Below are 19523 nucleotides of genomic sequence, written 5' to 3' on the forward strand. Positions count from 1 at the left end.
GTTTTAAAGGCTCGCGCCATTGTCACAGTAGCGATGCCGCCTGGCCGGTGCCACCGGTGAGGAGTTGCAGCGCCGGCGATTGCTGGGTGTTGTTCTGGATGTCGTACATGGCCGTGAAGCGCTTGAGGAGCTTGTCGACCTTCTTCGGATCCTGCAGATCCTCGAGCTTTACGAAGCGGCCTAGCAGATCGACCTGCTTGGCCACATCCATCGACGACATTTGCTGCGGCAGGCTGTAGGCCGTCTGGACGACCTGATAGAGAGCCTTGTCACCGAGGATGCCATAGAGCGAGGTGATGTCGCCTGCCTTGCGCTTGAAGTACAGCGCTAGGCGAACGCCATCATTCTTTTCGCCCTCCTGGGTTTCCAGGGTCATCTGCACATACATCTGCTGTGTATTCGCTTCGGCCTGCTTGTCTTGGATCGTGCCCATCTTTGCACGGGTCAGGTTGCCGTCCTTGTCGAAGTTGAAGGAGGCGACGATCTCCTTGAAGCGAGCATCGGCCGTGGTGTTGAGGTAGCTCTTCTTGTCGTCCGGATCGGATGTGAAGATCTTCTTCAGCGTATCCTTGTCGTATTTCTTCGGATCGAGGCCGTTTGCAGTCAGCACGAGATCCGTCAGGCGCTTATCGGCCAGGAAATCATCGAGCGACGTTATGGTTGGTATGGTCTTGCCGAAATAGTCCACTTCTGTCGTGGCGGCCTTGGAAGCGCGATCTTTCGCCGGGCCGTCCTTCATCAGCATTGTCACATGCGACTTATAATCGGTCGCATATTTCGTCATGGTGGCGGCAGACAAAGCCGACATAGGCTCTGCAGCCTTGCCATCAGGACCGAAATTGAAAGCGCGCACCATCTTGGTAATGCGGTCATCCTTGAAGGATGCGACATATCCCTTCGGATCATAGGGGTCACTGACGAGCAGCTTGCGCATGGTGGAACGCGAGACATCGTCCGACGTCAGGCCGTAAGCCTGAAGTGCCATCTGATACAGATCCGGATAGGAGTCGTTACCGAGAAGCGTATCGGCAGTAGCATTGGTCTTCATGAAATCATTGACGTTCTTCACGCCGTCGGAGTCGTCCATTCGCGACTTGTAGTTCGCGATGATGCGGTCAATGAGATCGTTGCCCTGATTGTTGACGCGAGCGGTGTAATTGTCCGACGTATTTGATGCCTGCTCGCCAGTCTGGGCTGACGTCGAGGTTGGCAGCGATCCATCCGCGGCAAAATTGAAGGCTGCGTTGAGATCGGCCTGACCAACGGAAGCGGCATGTGCCGGGTCGGTGAGGATATTCTTCAACTCCGCATCGGTCGTGTCGAAGCTCAGACCGTAGGCCATTTTCAAATAATCTGTCAGCGACGAATCGGCGAGCAGCTGATCGACATCGTTGACGTCGCCCATCCGATCCAGAATGCCTTCCTCCCGAATGTTGGCGGCCGAGTTCAAAGAGGCCATCTGCGTACTAGTCTGCGCCGGAAGGCCGGGGACAGCGGTGCCGTCCGCCTGGAAATTGAACGCCGCCTTCACGTTGGCGTAGGGGCCGGTGCCGCTCTGATCGGTGAGAATGTTGTGCAGATCGGCATCCGAGACGCTCGTTGGAATGCTGAAGGCATAACGGATGTAACTGTTGAGCTTCTGGTCAGCCAGCAACTGATCGACGCTGGAAATCCAAGGCATCGTACTGCCGTAGTAGGTGGCGGCGTCGCTTACCTTCTGGTTCATCGCGGCAACCTGGTCGGCATTCTGCGAGAGGGTGTTTTGAGCGACCGTGCCGTCCTGACGGAAATTGAAGAGCTGATAGACGTCACTGTAGCCTTGGGCAGCCGCGACCGTCGGATCGGTCAGAATGCCGCGAAGCGTGGCATTGTCGATGTCGTTACCGATCTGCATGCTGGTGCGCAGGAAGCTGACCAGCTTGTTGTCGGCAAGGAAGACGTCAACGGCAGCGGTCGAACCATCGTTGGAGAGATCGCCGAGTTTGGTCTGGTAATAGGAAGAGTTGTTTGCAGCGAGCTGGCTGATGCCCTGAAACTGATCGAAGTTTTGTATCGCGCCATTGACCGAACCATCCGCGTTGAAATTGAAGGCATCGTGGATGTCCTGATGGCCTGCGGTGGCTGCATAGGCGGAATCCATCAAAATGTTCTTCAGTTCGGAATTGCTGAAATCCTGACCGAGCCCGTAGGCATCCTTGATATAGGAGGTCAGCACTTTGTCGGAAAGCAGTTCATCGACATTATCGATTGGGCTGATGCCGCCTGGCGGCATCATCATGTTCGAGAAGTAACCCGAGACGTTTGTCGCACCATTCACGATGCCCGTCAGCTGGTCGTAGGACTGCGCGCGCTCCGTCGGAGATACAGTACCATCTGATTTGAAATTGAAGGCTTCGTAAGCATCGCCCAGATTGACCGAACGGGCATAGGCCGGATCGGTCAGAACACTTTTCAGCTGTGTAAAGCCAGGATCCATGTTGAAGGCGGACCGAACGTAGTCTGCAAGCCGTTTGTCGTTGACCAACTGATCGACATTGGTGATCGTGCCGATCTTGGACAGATAGTAGGCCTTGTTGAGGTCGGACATCGCCGGGCTGGTATAGTACACATCGCTGGCCGTGCCGTCGCGGTCGACGATCTGCGGCGCAGTCTTGATATTATACTGTTCGATGACGTTGCTCTTCTGTGCCGCGGTCTGGGCAACACCGCCGACAGCGGGAGCGCGGAAGGCGTAGAGCGACGCAACGGTCTGGGTCTGATCGGCATTCTGCGCAGAACCAGTGACCGAGCCATCGGCATTGAAGCTGAAATAGGACCGCAGCTCCTTGTATTTGTCGCCGACATAGTTGAGAGACGGATCGGGATTGCTGAGCGGCGCATCGCCACCAAGCGTCGAAGGATCGCTTGTTAGCACCATCTTGATGAAAGCGTCGTCGGCCGTTGCCGGATCAATGCCGACGGACTGCAGCGCCACCGTGCGCAGGCGCGGATCGGCGAGCAGATCGTCGACCGACTGTACCGAACCGATATTGTCGCGGAAATACTGGGCGTCGCCATTGTTGGGCTTGAAATTGAACTGCTGGGCGAGTGCATAGAGCTTGTCGCCGACATATGTCTTGTTTGGATCGAAGCTCGGATCGCTCGGGTCCGGCGCATTGCCGCCAAGCTTGCTGATGTCAGTTGTCAGGACACCGGCAATGTAGTCCTTCGACATATAAGTCGGGTCGATGCCGACGCTCTTCAATGCGTAGTTCAACAGGCGGGAATTGCCGACGAGGTCCTGGACGGTCTTCACATCGTCCATCTGCGCACTGTAATAATTCGTTTCAGTTACAGCCTGCTGTGCCGCATCGGCAAAGGACTGCTTGTAGAGGCCGATCAGATCGTCTTCTTGGGCATCCGTCTGGATATCCTTGGGCGGTGCATTGAAGTTGAAAGCGGCAGCGAACTCCTTGTAACGGGTGTCGGAAAGCTTGTTGGCGAAGCTGTTCGGATCCGTAAGATCGCTCTCCAGGACCTTCTTCATGAAGGCCTTGGCATAGGTCATGTCGTCAAGGCCGTAAGCTTTCATGGCGTAGCTGTAGAGCTTGTAATCGCCAAGGAAGTCGTCGACGTCCTTCACCTTGTTGATATTGTCGGCGTAATATTGGGCGTCTTTCTTGACCTGCGCCTGATTGGCGACGCGATCCAGACTCTTGGGCATATCACGAGACAGAATGACGTATGCCAGGGATGCCGTGATCATAAGTGCGCCCTTTTCAGCAATATCTTTAAAGTATGACGGACTATTGGTGCGAGCATTATGCCACCCAAAGCTTACCCGAGGCTTACCTGAAGCTGTCCCGCGTTGACGCAAGGGCGCGTTCACCAACCGGAAACCTTGCCATATTCAGTTTTGCTAACCATCCCCGGAGGCAGGATTTTCTTAACCGCGATTTTTAAGCTGTACGGAACGGGGGCCGCCTATTGTCAGGCCATAGAGGACGAAAAGTCCCAAGGAGAAGACCGGAAACCGGCTCTCAGGTAAGACAAGGGTAGAAATGAAATGAAGAATACCGTTCTGAAGCCCGTCTGGGCTGGCACGACATTGCGTCTTGATCCGTCTCGCTTTCCGCAACAGGTAAGCTATGCCATCCACGACCATGCCGGTGACGTCAGCATAACGATCGACGAACGCGGCGCGGTTCTACGAAAAGTTCTCCCTTCCAGCGGCCTGCCGCTCTCCATCGCCCTGCCGCGACGCGTCTTCAAAGGTGTTGCAGCCCGCGCCATCGACCATGGCAATGGGGAGGTCACGGTGACGCTCGAACTGCATCACGAAGATCCGGAACTCTGCATTCCGTTGCTCGTCGCCCACGATCTGGGCGATATCGCCGCCGACTGGCGCAGCTGGTCGGAAGCCTTCGGCATTCCCATGCTGATGGTGGAAGCCGACGGCGTCGCGCGTCCGCTCGAAGAGCATCTTGGCGGTCTGCGCACCGGTGAAATGAAACCGCGCCGCCGCCATTCCTATTTCGCAAACCGCCGCCCGCGCTTCCTCGTGCGCCGCACGACCGGCAAGCTCGGCGTCATCATGAAGATCGAAGGCAAGGAAATCATTGCCCGCAACTGAGCCATAGGCTCAGAACCTCATTACAAACCCATCTCAAGAGCGCTGTGCGTCCGGCACAGCGCTCTTTTTTTGATCTGCGCATCCGGCTTTCCAAACATCGAGTTCGATTTTCGGGCCGTTGCCTTGCCGGGTTTTTCAGTTCGCGGTCAGGGAATGGCGAACAGCAGCGAGACTAACAGGCCGAGGAAGATAATCAATCCAACGCGGGTGTTCGATTTGAAGAGCGCAAGGCACTGGGCGCCGTCATTGATATCGAGCGTCCTGATCTGCCAGGCAAACATGCCGGCCGCGACCAGCAGACCCACGAAGGCGAGAAGTCCAACGCCAGCAAATGCGAAGGACAGGAACATCAATACGAGCGTCAGCCCGTAGAGGCCGATCAACGCCAGGTGTGTGCGATCGCCGAACAGGCGGGCGGTGGAGCGAACACCGATCAGCTCGTCATCCTCCTTGTCCTGATGGGCGTAGATCGTGTCGTAACCGATCGTCCAGACGACAGAGGCGGCATAAAGCAGGACGGCTGAGAAGGACAGGCTGGCGAAAATCCCTGCCCAGCCCATGAGCGCACCCCAGGAAAAGGCAAGGCCGAGGAAGAATTGCGGCCAATCAGTAAAGCGCTTGGCGAAGGGATAGAGCGCGACGATGCCGAGCGACAGCACGCCGAGAAACACGGCAAACCAATTAAACTGCAACAGCACGAACAGGCCGACCAACGCCTGCAGTCCGATGAATATCTTTGCCTGCCGGCGCGTCACACGACCCGACGGCAGCGGACGCGACCGGGTGCGCGCCACCTGCATGTCAATCTCGTGGTCGACAAGGTCATTATAGGTGCAGCCGGCGCCGCGCATGGCAACCGCGCCGATGAAATACAGGAACAGATGGTAAAGCAGCAGGGCGCCGGAAAAGACGCGCGGCTCGATGGCTGCATTGGCGGCGAGCGTCGCCGACCAGAAGCACGGCCACATGAGAAGCTGCCAGCCGATCGGCCTGTCCCAGCGCGCCAGCTGCGCATAGGGCCACAGCCAGGGCGGCAGGATGCGGTAAACCCAGTTCTCCGAGGGCGCATCGGCAACACGCCCGTTGAGATCGTCCATCTGTTGCATGCGGCCATCTAGCGATGGGCGCCTCACATGGTCAAGACTTCATTACCGATGAGCCTCGTTATGCGGTTCAATCGAGGCGCCACACCCTGCAGGGCTTGCGCCTCTTGGAGGGCGAAGGGAAGCTGTGGGCCAAAGGCAGTTGGAGCGCCTATCTCTGACGCGCGCTCAAGGCTCGCTTCACATCTTCCTCAGCACCGTCCAGTAAAGAGACCAGGGCCCTGCTCGCCGCAGCGGGATCGCGATTTTCTATGCTGTCCACGACCTCCTGATGCAACGGCAGCGAATGGCTTTGGCCCTGCGGATTATCATCGGAAAGCCGGAAACTGATTACCAGCGCAGTCTCGATCAGCGCTGCCAGCGAACCGATCAATTCATTGCCGGACATGCGCAGCACCGCCTGATGAAATGCGAGGTCAGGAACCGCAAAGCGCGCACCATCATCGCCCGCCAGCTCCATTTCGACGAGCAAAGCGCGCAAATGCTTGATCTCTGCCGAGGTGGCACGTTCGGCGGCCAGCGCACCAGCCGTCGGCTCGATCGCACGACGCAACTCGAAAAGCGAGCGGGCGTCCTCGGCGGTGGTTCTTCCCCCATATCGCCACAACAACACGTCCGGATCGAGAAAATTCCATTCCTGGCGGGGGCGCACGCGAGTGCCGATCTTCGGTCGGGATTCCACCATGCCCTTGCCGGCCAAAACCTTGATCACCTCACGCAGCACGGTGCGGCTTACCCCATGCGCGGCGCTCCAGTCGTCCGCGTTCGGCAGCTGATCGCCGGGAGAAAGATCCCCCCGCACGATGCTTTGGCCGATCTCGTTGAGCACCCTCGTATGCAGGCTGCTGCCGGAGATCCCCTCCATGCGCAGCGGCGCCATGAGAACCGATGACCGCACTCTCGCATTCTTCGTATTCTTCATACTATTCATACTAATGTCACATCGCTCCCCTATTACCGCTCTCATAGAACAAGCGTTTCAGTTACGTCAACTCATGATATGTAAATTAAAAGCCGAAGCCATGTGTAAGTTGAGCAAAGCAACCAGAAATGGAAGATTTGTAATGATTTTACTGACATATATTCGAGATTAATTCTCGGCTTCTATTTGCTTTTTCTGCGATTATATTCTCTATGCCAGAGGATACCGCGGAATATAGATTGAACACCGCAGATGCTTAGCAGTATTTTCGATATTCTCGATTGCGCGCGCTGAGTTAGCACTCGACTTCCATTCCCCTGAAAGCATTGCGATCGACCGGTCCTCAAGCCTGTCGGCCGGATCTCGGCGCTTTCACCACGCCGTTTCACCACCGCCGCTTGTCACCAGGCCGGCGGGCCCTCTCGGCTGCGCCACGCAGCTTTTGCCCTCGCGAAAGGAACCTGAAATGCCATTCATGACGAGAGATCGATCAACCGGGGCGCCGTTGGCGCAAGCGGCAAAACCGCTCCTCTTCACCGCTCTTCTCTGTGCAACGGCCATTCCTGCTCATGCCGTCGAGCCTTGGATCATGGTCGAAAAATTCACCTTCACCGACGATCCCATTACCTATCGCGGCCAGGGCGTCACCACCGACGGCAAGAACTGGTACTTTTCAGGCACCAATGCGCTGGACAAGGCGGACGGGAACTTCAACACGATCTCGCGCGACAACCACGCGATCGATCCGGCTCTCGCAAATCCGTTTCCCGATGCGCCGAAAGGTCTCAATCATATCGGCGACATTGATTACGCCGACGGCTATCTCTATGTCTCGCTGGATTCCAGCGCCCGCGACCCCATTACCGGCGCTCAATACAATACGCCAGTCTTTGCGATCTATAACGCAAGCGACATGAGCTATACGGGCCGGTATTTCTCGCTGAACCCGCCTCACGGCAGGCAAGATATCGCAAGCTGGGTAGCCGTGGACGCCAAGAAGGGCCTGATCTACGGCATGGCCTATGACAATTCCACCGAGATCGCGGTCTATAATCTCGCCGATGGATCCTTCAAGCAGTACATCCCCCTTTCAAAGACCATCGACCAGGCGCAGGGCGGCAAGATTCTTGACGGCTATATGTATTTCTCCACCGAAAGTGCGACGAAAGCGTTTTATCGCGCCAATCTGACAACCGGCGAAGTGGAGGAAATCGGGCAGCTCGACACGCCCGGCGATCAGGAAGTGGAGGGCCTCGCCTTCGGCATGACCAAGGATGGCTGGTCGCTCTACATCATCAACCGCGAACAGCCCGATCCATCTATCGACGAGTACATCGGCTTCTACCGCTATCTCAGGCCCTACGGCAATGCGCTCTCCGGCGAGATCCATTCCAGCGTCAAGGGCGCGTTTATCCAGGACAGCATCTATCTCGACGATGCAGTCAACCAGCGCCTCCGCTCGGCCTTCAGCGCGGTGGGCACGCCGACGTCGGAGGTCACCTCGTATGACGAGAACGGCTTGACCGGCGCCATCAGCAATACCGAAAGCCTTGCCTTCTGGAGCCAGGCGATCGGCGCCACGAGTACGACTGAGGGAAAAGGCTACTCGGCCGATTTCGACCACACGACCGGCGGTATCGTTTTTGGTGCCGATGCGACGGCAGGTTCTTGGCGCCTCGGCGCTATTGCCGGCTACAGCCGCACCAATTTCGATGTCGACGCCCGCAGCTCGTCCGGTTCGAGCGACAACGTCCATCTTGGTATCTATGGCGGTACAGAGTGGGGACCGGTCGGCTTCCGCACGGGCTTCTTCTACTCGTCACATGACATCAGCACCACGCGCCACGTGGTCTTCCCGGCATTCAGCGAAACCCTATCGGCCGACTACGATGCCCGCACCACCCAGGCTTTCGCGGAACTGTCCTACCGAATGGACTTCGAAGACACCGCCTTCGAACCCTTTGCGAACCTCTCCTATGCCCGCCTGAAGAGCGATGGTTTCTCCGAAACGGGCGGCACGATCGCCGCGCTGACGAGCGATGAGTCCAGCATGAATACCGCGTTTACGACGTTCGGTGTCCGCGCCTCGACCGATATCGCCCTTGAGGATGCCAAGGCGACCGTGCGCGGCATGCTCGGCTGGCGTCACGCTTATGGCGATATCACGCCGAGTTCGAACCTGGTCTTCAATACCGGTGCAAGCTTCGATTCCGTCGGCGCTCCGATTGCCCAGAATGCTCTGACCATGGAAGCCGGTCTGGACTTCAACCTCGCGAAGAATGCGACGATCGGCGTGTCCTATTCCGGCCAGATCGCAGGGGATACCCAGGATCATGCCGGTAAGATCAATTTCAACGTGAGCTTCTGAGCCGGACCTGCAGTCCGCCGCAGGTTTCCTCTCGGAAATACCGTTGAAAAAAGACGTCGCAGCGCTGCGACGTCTTCTGTTTGATACAGTCGTGCACCTATCTACGCAACTGATCCACATCCTTCGGAGATCTGCCGATGAGCCAAGATGCCAGCAACGACCACGCCCCCTGTGCCAGCTATCCGAGCCTCAGGGGCCGAAGCGTGTTCATTACCGGCGGTGCAAGCGGCATCGGCGAAAGTCTTGTCCGGCATTTCTGTGCGCAGGGCAGCCGCGTTGCCTTCGTCGATATCGCGGAAGATAGCGGCCGTGAACTCGCCGCAGCAATAGCGACTGACGGTCACGCCGCACCGCTCTTCATTGCCTGCGATCTGCGCGATATCGAGGCGTTGAAGCGAGCAATCGGGCAGGCCGTCGAGCAGAACGGCCCGCTTCAGGTACTGTGCAACAATGCCGGCAACGACGACCGGCACCAGACGGAGGATGTGAACGTCGCCTATTGGGACGACCGCATGGCGGTCAACCTGCGCCATCAATTCTTCGGCGCGCAGGCAGCCCGGCCGTATATGAAGGCACTCGGCGGCGGCTCGATCATCAATTTCGGCTCGATCACCTGGATGGTTGGAGATCCGGATTGCCCGGCCTATGTCACCGCGAAAGCGGCAATCTGGGGGATGACGCGGGCGCTCGCGCGCGAATTCGGCCCCGAACGTATCCGCGTCAACTGCATGGTGCCTGGCTGGGTCATGACCGAACGGCAGATCAATCTCTGGTTGAATGAGGCCGGCGAGCGGCAGATCGCCGAGCGCCAATGCTTGCCGGACAGGCTGCAGCCTTCCGACATCGCCCGCATGGCGCTGTTTCTCGCTTCCGACGACAGCGCCATGTGCACCAGCCAACAGTTTATCGTCGACGGCGGCTGGGTCTGAGCGCCCAGCTGGGTCAGTTCAGCGTGAAATTGAACTTGTAGCTGGCGGACACGCCGATCAGGAACTGGTTCTTGGAACCACGCTCGCGCACAAGACTGCTATCAGCGGCCGGCCCGGCAAGGCGCTTGTATTCCGCGAAGGCACTCGTCGACAGATTTTCCGTCGCATTCCAAGTGAGCGCTGTGCCGGCGCCGTAGGACTGGATGCCGCCCGAGGGATCATACTGCTTCAACCCGCTTGCGGCTGACTGCGCTTCGTTGACGCCGTAATAGGAATGGAAGTAGCCGCTCGTTGCAAAGGTGGCACGCGGGCCGCCTGACAGTTGCAGGTCGGGGGCGATATCGGTGAAAGCATCGAGTGCCACGTCAGCCACAAGGCCGTCATGGGAGCGGATGCCCTGGCGCAGTTCGGCGCGGGCGCGCAGCCAGTCGGTCGGATAGACCTCGGCGAAGCCGCCGACTTCTGCACCCCACTTGACCTTCTTGAGACCACGCAGATCGCTGTCGTCGCCTTCGTCACGCTCAGGCACATAGCGGCCGACGATGCCGGCGCGGAAGCCGCCGTTATCGACAAGTGCGAAGGATGGATTGTCGTTGCGCGAAGAGAACCGAGGGCCGGTTCCCTGGCGGCCGACGGAGATCAGCGGACTGAACTTGAACTCGTTGGTCGAAGCGCCTTCGAATTTGGGCGCGGAAAAGCCGGATACGCCGACTTTCAGATACCAGTCGCCGGACCACCAGTGGCCGCCCTCCTGAGCAGAGGCCGTGCCGAAAGAAGCAAGGGCAACAGCTAAAGAGATCGATACGACTGATCGATTAAACACAATCCGCACTCCAGAAAACGCAATACAAGAACGGCCGCGGACGGCGGCGACCGGAACATTTATAGCGATGGAGTTACCTCAATCTTAACCACGCCAGCGAGATTGAGGGGATGTGAAATTACTTCTGGTTCCAGCGGCGAATGACCGGTTCGGTCAGATCATGCTCATAGCCGAGAACACTGATGCTCGTCGTATCCAGAATGAACCGGGAGCCGTCCTCCGGGGGCAGGCCAAGCCAGCGGGCGCCGAGCACGCGCAGGAAATGCGAGCTCGAAAAGATCAAGACGGGCGCATTGACCTGCCGAAGCTCTTCGATGATGCGATCGGCCCGGGCGCCGACATCGGCTGCTGCTTCGCCATCCGGGCAACCATCGCGGAAAAGCTGCCAGCCGGGGCGCTTCGAGAGGATTTCCTTGGTCGTGATGCCTTCATAAGCACCGTAATCCCATTCCGCGAGATCGGGCTTGATGATCGCCCCCTCCCCGAAACCCGAGAGCATGCAGGTATTGCGCGCCCGCTGTGAGGGGCTTGACCAAACCGCCGAGACGGAAAGACCCGCAAGCCGCGGAGCAAGCGCGCGGGCGGCGGCCTCACCGTTGGCGGTCAGCGGGATATCGCTGCGGCCGGTATGCTGGCCCGATAGCGACCATGCCGTTTCGCCATGGCGCACAAGGGTGAATTCGGGAAATGCGCTCATAACCGTTCTCCAAAAAGAAAAAAGCGCGGTCGTGCCGCGCTTTTGAAGTCAGAAGGTGAACTTTTCCAGTGGCGGCCGCGTCGCCTCGAATTCTCTCAGCTTCGCCTCGTTCTGCGCGATGTAATTGCGATTATCAGGTGTAGCGAACTGATTCTTGGTGATCTGGATCTGCTCGATGAAAAGTTCATCCCAGCGGAAGCCCATTTCGGAGCCGGCCAGATAGAACTCCCACATGCGGAAGAACTTCTCATCATAAAGCGCCACGGCTTCGGCCTTGCGGGCGACGAAGCGCTCACGCCAGTGGCGTAGCGTGTAGGCGTAATGCAGCGGCAGGACCTCGACGTCACGGGTCAGCAGGCCCGCCTTTTCGAGAGGCACCAGCGTTTCGGCGATCGAGGGAATGTAGCCTTGCGGGAAGATGTACTTCTCGATGAAGGCATTGGTCGCGAAACTCGGCTTCGGGCGCGCGATCGAATGCAGCAGCATGATGCCGTTGTCGTCCAAAAGCTCGTGCACCTTCTTGAAGAAGTTTCCATAATTGCCGATGCCGACATGCTCGAACATGCCGACCGAGACGATGCGATCGAACTTCTTGCCGGTCAGGTAGCGGTAGTCCTGCAGCTCGAAACGGACACGATCGGCAAGACCGCGTCTCTCCGCCCGTTCGCGCGAAATCTTCAGCTGCTCTTCACTGAGCGTAATGCCGGTGACATCGAGGCCTGGTGTCGATTCCGCCAGATACATGGCCATGCCGCCCCAACCCGAACCAATTTCCAGCACGCGCTGGTTCGGCTGCGGCATGAGTTTTGCGGCGATATGGCGTTTCTTGGCGACCTGCGCCTCCTCCAGACTGATGCCCGGCGGATCGAAATAGGCGCAGGAATATTGCCAGTCCTCGTCGAGGAAGAGTTCGAAGAGCTTTTCGGACAGATCGTAATGATGGGCCACATTACGCTTGTTGTGGTTGATCGGTATGCGGCTCTTCAGCTGCTGCATGGCAATGCGGCCGATCAGCAGGGCGGCCATCTTGAAATCGAAGATTTCGTTGGTGGTGTTCTGCTTCACCAGAGCGAGGAAGTCGTAGATGTTGCCCTGTTCAAGAATGAACCGGCCTTCCATATACATTTCGCCGAGCTTCAGCGTCGGATCGCGACGGATCGCATCCTCTGCCTCCTGGTCGGCAAGGCGAACGACAACCGGCTCCCCGGTGCCGTCGCCAATCTGATGGGTCTCCCCATTGGCAAGAGTAAGGGTCAAAGAACCCTTGCGGATAATTTTTTGGACAATCGATAAGAATGCCGACGCCATGGACGCCTCGCAAATGTGACAGGATGGTCACATCAACTTAATACCTCACGCCTGCCTTACAAGCGCCGGATTTAGCACTCTGCGGATTCAATTGCCAAAGTGTGACATTTTTGCCGCGGTTGAAGCTAAGCCATTATTTTCGCTTCATGGCTTCTGCGAGCGCTGCGCCGAAGGCACCCTGGCTCTGCGGCTTGGCGAGCGCCGGGCGGCGGTCCTGCTGGGGGCGCGAGCCTGCGTTTCCACGCGACTCACCGCGCGGAGAACCTGCTGAAATGCCATCGTCCTTGCGCATGGAGAGGCCGATGCGCTTGCGCTTCACATCGACTTCGACGACACGAACCTTGACCACATCGCCTGCCTTCACGATTTCGTGAGGATCCTTGATGAAGCGATCGGCAAGCTGCGACACGTGGACCAAGCCATCCTGATGCACGCCGATATCGACGAAGGCACCGAAGGCCGCGACGTTGGTGACCGTGCCTTCCAGCATCATGCCCGGCTTCAGGTCGCTGATTTCATCGATGCCTTCCGCAAATGTTGCTGTTTTGAAGCTCGGGCGCGGGTCGCGGCCGGGCTTGTCGAGTTCGGCGATGATGTCCTTGACCGTCGGGAGGCCGAACTTCTCGTCGATGAACTTGCGCGGATCGAGCGCCTTCAGCGTGGCGCTGTCGCCCATCAGCGAGCGTAGGTCACGGCCGCAGGCAGCAACGATCTTCTTTGCCACGCCATAGGCTTCCGGATGCACGGAGGAGGCATCGAGCGGCTCCGTGCCATTCAGGATGCGCAGAAAGCCGGCCGCCTGCTCGAAGGTACGCTGGCCGAGGCGGGCGACCTTCAGGAGGTCCTTTCGGCTTTCGAAGGCGCCGTTCTGGTCGCGGTGCAGGACGATCGCATCGGCAATCGAGCGGCCGAGCCCGGAAACGCGCGCCAGAAGTGGAGCAGACGCGGTGTTGAGGTCGACGCCAACGGCATTCACGGCATCTTCAACCACCGCATCCAGCGAGCGGGAAAGCTTCGTCTGATCGACATCGTGCTGATACTGGCCGACACCGATCGACTTCGGCTCGATCTTGACGAGTTCGGCCAGCGGATCCTGCAGGCGGCGCGCGATGGAGACGGCGCCGCGCAAGGAAACGTCGAGCTGCGGGAATTCCGCAGCGGCGGTTTCCGAGGCCGAGTAGACCGACGCGCCGGCTTCCGAGACGATGACCTTGGTGGGCTTGGGTGCCGGAAGAGCGGTCAGCATATCGGCCACCAGCTTTTCCGTCTCGCGGCTGCCGGTGCCGTTGCCGATCGCGATCAGCTCGACATTGTGCTTGCGGATGAGAGAGGCGAGTTCGGCTTGCGTGCCGCGCACGTCGCTCTTCAGCGGAAATGGATAAACGGTCGTCGTATCGAGCAGCTTGCCGGTGCCGTCGACGATCGCGACCTTGACACCGGTGCGGATGCCCGGATCGAGGCCCATCGTAGCGCGCGAGCCGGCAGGTGCGGCCAGAAGCAGATCCTTGAGATTACGGGCGAAGACGTGGATCGCCTCTTCTTCCGCCCTTTCGCGCAGTTCGCGCATTAGGTCGAGCGAGAGCGACATGGAAAGCTTCACGCGCCAGGTCCAGCTTGCGACATCCATCAGCCAGCGGTCCCCGGGACGGCTCGAACCGATTTCGTAGGCGGCAGCGATCATGCGCTCGACGGGCTTGTTCGGCGAGGCAATCTCGGCATCGGCCTCGATCGTCAGCGTCAGCACTTCCTCATTCCAGCCGCGCAACATGGCGAGCGCGCGGTGGCCGGGCACAGTCGCCCAGCGTTCGGAATGGTCGAAATAGTCGGAAAACTTCTCGCCGGTCGCTTCCTTGCCTTCGACCACCTTGGCTTTGAGAAGGGCGGCATTGCGCAGATGAGCGCGCAACTTGCCGAGCAGATCGGCATTTTCGGCAAAACCTTCGGCGACGATGTCGCGCGCGCCTTCGAGAGCCGCCTTCACATCAGCAACGTCGGCGGTGATATAGGCCTCGGCCAGCGTGGCCGGTTCCTTAGCTCGGTCAGCGAGGATTGCTTCGGCAAGCGGGCCGAGACCACGCTCTCGGGCAATCTCGGCGCGGGTGCGGCGCTTCGGCTTGTAGGGCAGATAGAGGTCTTCCAGCTCGGCCTTGGTCGCGGCGCCCGAAAGCTTTGCCATCAGCTCGTCGCTCATCTTACCTTGGCCGTTAATGGAATCGATGATCGCATCGCGGCGAGCTTCGAGTTCGCGCAGATAAACGAGGCGTTCGGCCAGCGTACGCAGCTGCGTATCGTCAAGGCCGCCCGTCACCTCCTTGCGGTAGCGGGCGATGAACGGCACCGTCGCGCCCTCGTCCAGCAGCTCGATCGCTGCCTTCGCCTGATCGGGCCGGGCATTGATTTCGGCGGAGATGCTTGCTGCGAGCGAACGAAGGTCAACGGCCATGAGATTTCCTGCGGTTTATTAGGGTTGGCGGACCATAGCGGTGAAAAGCGGCAAGGCAATGCCTGCCGCCGCTTTCCACAGCGCAAGACAGTGCTCTTGCCGATTCAGGCGGCATGATTGAGGCGCGATTGAGCTTTCCTCTTCCTGTTTTTGCGGTTGTGCAGATGCGGCATTCTTTGGTAGCAGAGGCGACCATTTTGGATCGCCCTGCCCTGCGGGCGCTAGGAAAAGAGTACAATGCCGAACCTGCTTCTCGAACTTCGCTCCGAAGAGATCCCCGCCCGCATGCAGCGCAAGGCCGCCGGCGATCTCAAGAAGCTGCTGACCGATGCCCTGGTGGAAGCAGGACTGACCTATGAGGGCGCGCGCGAATATTGGACGCCGCGCCGTCTGACGCTGGACATTCACGGCCTGACGGCCCGCTCCGCCGATATCCGCGAAGAGCGCAAGGGTCCGCGCACCGACGCCAACGAGAAGGCGATCGAAGGCTTTCTGCGCGGCGCCGGCCTGTCCTCGGTTTCCGAGGCTCAGGTCGTCAGCGATCCGAAAAAGGGTGATTTCTACGTCGCCGTCATCTCGAAGCCCGGCCGCAGCGCCGAGGAGATCGTCGCCGAGGTCATGCCCGGCATTATCAGAGATTTTCCGTGGCCTAAGTCGATGCGCTGGGGCAAGGCCTCTTCGCAGCCCGGTTCGCTGCGCTGGGTTCGCCCGCTGCAGTCAATCGTCTGCACCTTCGGTAGCGAGCACGAAGAAACCGTTGTCATCCCCTTCGAGATCGACGGCATCGTCGCGTCCAACGTGACCTATGGCCACCGTTTTCATGCGCCCGAAGCCATCACCGTGAAGCGCTTCGACGACTATGTTTCCAACCTCGAAAAGGCGAAGGTGATCCTCGATGCGGAGCGGCGCAAGGATATCATCCTGCACGACGCCCGCGACATCGCCTTTGCGAGTGGATTGGAACTGGTCGAAGACGAAGGCTTGCTGGAGGAGGTTTCCGGCCTCGTCGAATGGCCGCAGGTGCTGATGGGCTCCTTCGACGACGATTATCTTTCGATCCCTTCCGAGATCATCCGCCTGACCATCAAGACGAACCAGAAGTGCTTCGTCACCCGCAAACAGGGCGAAAAGACGCTTTCGAACAAGTTCATCCTCGTCTCCAACATTCAGGCGACTGATGGCGGCAAGGAAATCATTCACGGCAATGGCAAGGTCGTGCGCGCGCGCCTGTCCGACGCGCTGCATTTCTGGAAGCGGGATCAGGGCAACCTTCCTGACCTCGAAACGCTGGACGCTTCGGCCAAGAAATTCGGCCTCGATCTCGAAAAGCCGCTCGACCAGCGCATGGCGAAGCTCGATGCGCTGAACGTGACCTTCCATGCCAAGCTCGGCACACAGGGCGACCGCGTCGAGCGCATCCGCGCGCTGGCCGCCAAGATTGCGATGCCGGCGAGTGCCGATTACAAGCTCGTTGACCGCGCCGTCGTCCTCTGCAAGGCGGACCTGCGCACCGAAGCCGTCGGAGAATTCCCGGAACTGCAGGGCGTCATGGGCCGCAAATATGCGGTGCTGCAGGGCGAGGACATTTCGGTTTCGACCGCCATCGAAGACCACTACAAGCCGCAAGGCCCGTCGGACCGCGTGCCCGAGGACAAGGTGGCAATCACGGTGGCGCTCGCCGACAAGCTCGACACGCTCATCGGGTTTTGGTCGATCGATGAGAAGCCCACCGGCTCGAAGGATCCGTTTGCGCTGCGCCGTGCGGCCCTCGGCATCATCCGCATCCTGCTCGAGAGGCGCGTCCGGGTGACGCTGCTGCCGCGTATCGTCTCGCATATGCAGCGCATCGATACCGATATCGGCGCCAGTGTGGATGCTGACGACCTGTCGCGTCAGATCGACCTACTCTCCTTCTTCCATGACCGCCTTAAGGTCTATCTGCGCGATCAGGGTGCGCGTCACGATCTCATCGACGCCGTGCTGACGCCCGAATCCGATGATCTCTTGATGGTCGCCCGCCGCGTCGAAGCACTGACGGCCTTCATCACCTCGGAAGACGGCATCAACCTGCTCGCCGGCACCAAACGCGCCACGCAGCTTCTGGCGGCCGAGGAGAAGAAGGGCACCGTTATTGCCGACGGTGTTTCGGACGCATTGCTAAAGCTCGGTGCCGAAAAGGAATTATTTGCGGCCATCACTAAGGCTTCTTCGGAAGCTGCCGGCGCCGTTGCACACGAAGATTTCCGCTCGGCCATGGAAGCGCTTTCAAAACTGCGCGCACCCGTTGATCGCTTCTTCACCGACGTGCTCGTCAATGACGAGGACGCAGCGATCCGGGCCAACCGCCTCGCGCTGTTGCGGATGATCCGCGCGGCGACCGGAACTGTGGCGGATTTCTCGAAGATCGCCGGCTAGATTTCCGACAGGTAAAAATGGGGCCGCTCGGCCCCATTTTCCGTTCATCTCATCGCTCTTTCTGCATCTTGGCGATGGTCAGGGTTTCGCCTGCGCGGCCATAACCGCCGTCGACGACCTCGTCGACAAGCACCATCGTATAGGGGCGAACGCCCTCTCCGAAAAAGTCGACGAACATGGCCGTCGTCCGAAGGATAATGTCCTCCTTCTGCTCGGCAGTCAGAGTGCCCTCGGGAAACTTGTAGTTTGCAAATGGCATGATGAACTCCTGCCCGGTTTGTGTTGCGACCCGGCAAGCCTAGCTGTGTTGGCAACATGCTTGTAATTGATATCAAGTATATGCATTCATCCATATCATGGATTTGCATGGTATCGATCTCAATCTGCTCGTCGCCTTCGATGCGCTCATGAAGGAACGGAGCGTGACGAAGGCCGGCATTCGCATCGGCCGGACGCAGCCGGCGATGAGTGCTGCCTTGGCGCGGTTGCGGAGCCTTCTGCGGGATGAATTGCTGGTGCGCGGGCCACAAGGGCTGCAGCCGACACCACGAGCGCTCGATCTCGCCGAACCCTTGTCGCGCGCCTTGGCCGAAATCCAGCATACGCTCGATTTCACCCAGGGGTTCGATCCCTCGACCTCGTCTGCGACTTTCACGATCGGCCTCTCCGATCATCCGACGTTCGCGCTTCTGCCGCGGCTTGTTACCCTTCTGGCGGGGGCGGCTCCGGGTGCGGCATTGCAGGTCAGGAATTTCAGTGCGCGGGATGACGCCATCGATCTGCTGGATGCGGGAGAAGTCGATGTGACGGTCGGCGTGCCGGCAGTGAAGACCGGACGTATCCTGACCCAGCCTCTATTCGAAGAACGTTTCGTCTGTATCGTCAGGAAGGATCATCCGGTTGCAGGAAGAGAACTCGATCTCGATCGATTTCTCGCTCTCCCCCATCTGCTCGTCTCGCCGGAGAACGAGCGCTTTGGCCATGTCGATGCGGCTCTGGCAAAACGAGGGTTTCAACGGCGGCTCTCACTGACGCTTCCCAATATGTATGCCGCGCCGCTGCTGATTGCCCGCTCTGATATGATTGCCACATTGATGGCAGGCGTAGTGGAGGCTTCCGGCCATTCGGACGAACTGACCTTGCTGGAGCCGCCCCTCGCGCTCGATCCCATATCCTTCGTGCTATCCTGGCATCGGCGCAATGACACACATCCGGCGCAGCGCTGGTTTCGGAATTGCGTCGTGGAGGCTGCACCAAGGAATAAGGCGAAGACGCCGGGCTGAATGTGCAGTAGAGCTGCCGTATGGTGTCGAAGATCCTCGTCAGTGCCTGTCTCATGGGTCATGCTGTCCGCTATGACGGGCGCGCCAAGCCGCTTGTCCATCCGGCAATCGAACGCTGGATGCAGGAAGGCCTGTTGGTAACGATCTGTCCGGAAATGTCGGCGGGGATGCCGGTTCCACGACCGCCTGCCGAGATTGCGGATGGAGCATCGGGTGAGGATGTGCTGGCAGGTAAGGCTCGTGTCGTGGAGCTGACCGGCGGCGATGTGACCGATGAATTCCTACGGGCGGCAGAAAATGCCATTCGGCTCGCGACCGATAGCGGCTGCCGCTATGCGCTGCTGATCGACGGTAGCCCGTCCTGCGGTTCCGGTTTCATCTATGACGGAACATTTTCAGGCAATCGGCGGCTCGGGAACGGCGTGACGGCTGCTGCCCTCAGGCAAGCCGGTATAGAAGTCTTTTCGGACCGCGAAATCGATCGGCTCATCGAGCGCGTCAGCCATGCCGCTGACGACACAGCCGCCGGATTCTGATCCGGCGGTCGCTAAAGCTTTGGTGATAAAACCGCCTGTGGTGGCCCCGCTTATGCGGCGCGGCGACCGTGATGCGAGACGGGG

General features: G+C 59.1%; 14 protein-coding genes. 6 read left to right on the top strand and 8 right to left on the bottom strand.

The annotated features are described in order from the left end of the window. Window positions 1–22: 22 nt before the first annotated feature. Complete coding sequence (locus EV281_RS07435) at window positions 23–3745, bottom strand: DUF1217 domain-containing protein (RefSeq protein WP_132652391.1); 3723 nt, start codon at window positions 3743–3745, stop codon at window positions 23–25. Window positions 3746–4045: 300 nt separating this feature from the next. Here EV281_RS07435 and EV281_RS07440 point away from each other — a divergent pair, with 300 nt between their 5' ends. Continuing rightward, window positions 4046–4612, top strand: coding sequence for a DUF6101 family protein (locus EV281_RS07440; RefSeq protein ID WP_132652393.1), 567 nt, complete (start codon window positions 4046–4048; stop codon window positions 4610–4612). Between the two features lie 146 nt (window positions 4613–4758). Here the strand turns inward: EV281_RS07440 and ubiA are convergent, their stop codons facing one another. Together ubiA and EV281_RS07450 are read right to left on the bottom strand one after the other, a co-directional pair. Beyond that, window positions 4759–5718, bottom strand: a complete 960-nt coding sequence (ubiA, locus tag EV281_RS07445) for a 4-hydroxybenzoate octaprenyltransferase (protein WP_132652395.1) — start codon at window positions 5716–5718, stop codon at window positions 4759–4761. A 148-nt stretch (window positions 5719–5866) separates the two neighbouring features. Then, the gene (locus EV281_RS07450; RefSeq protein ID WP_245508241.1) at window positions 5867–6595 is read right to left on the bottom strand and encodes a FadR/GntR family transcriptional regulator; all 729 of its coding nucleotides are present in this window, start codon (window positions 6593–6595) and stop codon (window positions 5867–5869) included. A gap of 508 nt (window positions 6596–7103) precedes the next feature. On the opposite strand from EV281_RS07450, the gene EV281_RS07455 reads away from it, so the two are divergent. Beyond that, window positions 7104–9005, top strand: a complete 1902-nt coding sequence (locus EV281_RS07455) for an autotransporter domain-containing protein (RefSeq protein WP_132652398.1) — start codon at window positions 7104–7106, stop codon at window positions 9003–9005. A gap of 137 nt (window positions 9006–9142) precedes the next feature. Continuing rightward, a complete protein-coding gene (locus EV281_RS07460; protein ID WP_132652400.1) occupies window positions 9143–9934 on the top strand; it encodes an SDR family oxidoreductase in 792 nt (263 codons plus the stop codon). A gap of 13 nt (window positions 9935–9947) precedes the next feature. Here the strand turns inward: EV281_RS07460 and EV281_RS07465 are convergent, their stop codons facing one another. The 4 genes from EV281_RS07465 to EV281_RS07480 all read right to left on the bottom strand — a co-directional run bounded on the left by EV281_RS07465 (window position 9948) and on the right by EV281_RS07480 (window position 15205). Further along, a complete protein-coding gene (locus EV281_RS07465; RefSeq protein ID WP_132652402.1) occupies window positions 9948–10757 on the bottom strand; it encodes a MipA/OmpV family protein in 810 nt (269 codons plus the stop codon). A 118-nt stretch (window positions 10758–10875) separates the two neighbouring features. Then, window positions 10876–11454, bottom strand: coding sequence for a histidine phosphatase family protein (locus tag EV281_RS07470; RefSeq protein WP_132652403.1), 579 nt, complete (start codon window positions 11452–11454; stop codon window positions 10876–10878). A 48-nt stretch (window positions 11455–11502) separates the two neighbouring features. Then, window positions 11503–12762 (bottom strand): cyclopropane-fatty-acyl-phospholipid synthase family protein, encoded by a 1260-nt coding sequence (locus EV281_RS07475; protein ID WP_132652405.1) that lies wholly within the window; start codon window positions 12760–12762, stop codon window positions 11503–11505. Window positions 12763–12895: 133 nt separating this feature from the next. Continuing rightward, window positions 12896–15205, bottom strand: coding sequence for a Tex family protein (locus EV281_RS07480; protein ID WP_132652407.1), 2310 nt, complete (start codon window positions 15203–15205; stop codon window positions 12896–12898). Between the two features lie 237 nt (window positions 15206–15442). On the opposite strand from EV281_RS07480, the gene glyS reads away from it, so the two are divergent. Then, window positions 15443–17620: a glycine--tRNA ligase subunit beta gene (glyS, locus tag EV281_RS07485; RefSeq protein WP_132652409.1), complete on the top strand. Its 2178-nt coding sequence runs from the start codon at window positions 15443–15445 to the stop codon at window positions 17618–17620. A gap of 49 nt (window positions 17621–17669) precedes the next feature. Here the strand turns inward: glyS and EV281_RS07490 are convergent, their stop codons facing one another. Further along, a complete protein-coding gene (locus EV281_RS07490) occupies window positions 17670–17879 on the bottom strand; it encodes a 4-oxalocrotonate tautomerase family protein (protein ID WP_132652410.1) in 210 nt (69 codons plus the stop codon). Between the two features lie 94 nt (window positions 17880–17973). Between EV281_RS07490 and EV281_RS07495 the strand changes: the two genes are divergently transcribed. Both EV281_RS07495 and EV281_RS07500 read left to right on the top strand, forming a co-directional pair. Continuing rightward, window positions 17974–18903 (top strand): LysR family transcriptional regulator, encoded by a 930-nt coding sequence (locus EV281_RS07495; RefSeq protein WP_165911873.1) that lies wholly within the window; start codon window positions 17974–17976, stop codon window positions 18901–18903. Between the two features lie 20 nt (window positions 18904–18923). Continuing rightward, window positions 18924–19439, top strand: a complete 516-nt coding sequence (locus tag EV281_RS07500; RefSeq protein WP_132652414.1) for a DUF523 domain-containing protein — start codon at window positions 18924–18926, stop codon at window positions 19437–19439. Window positions 19440–19523: the final 84 nt, after the last annotated feature.

It is taken from the genome of Rhizobium sp. BK418, assembly GCF_004341105.1.
In the GTDB taxonomy this organism is placed as follows: domain Bacteria; phylum Pseudomonadota; class Alphaproteobacteria; order Rhizobiales; family Rhizobiaceae; genus Rhizobium.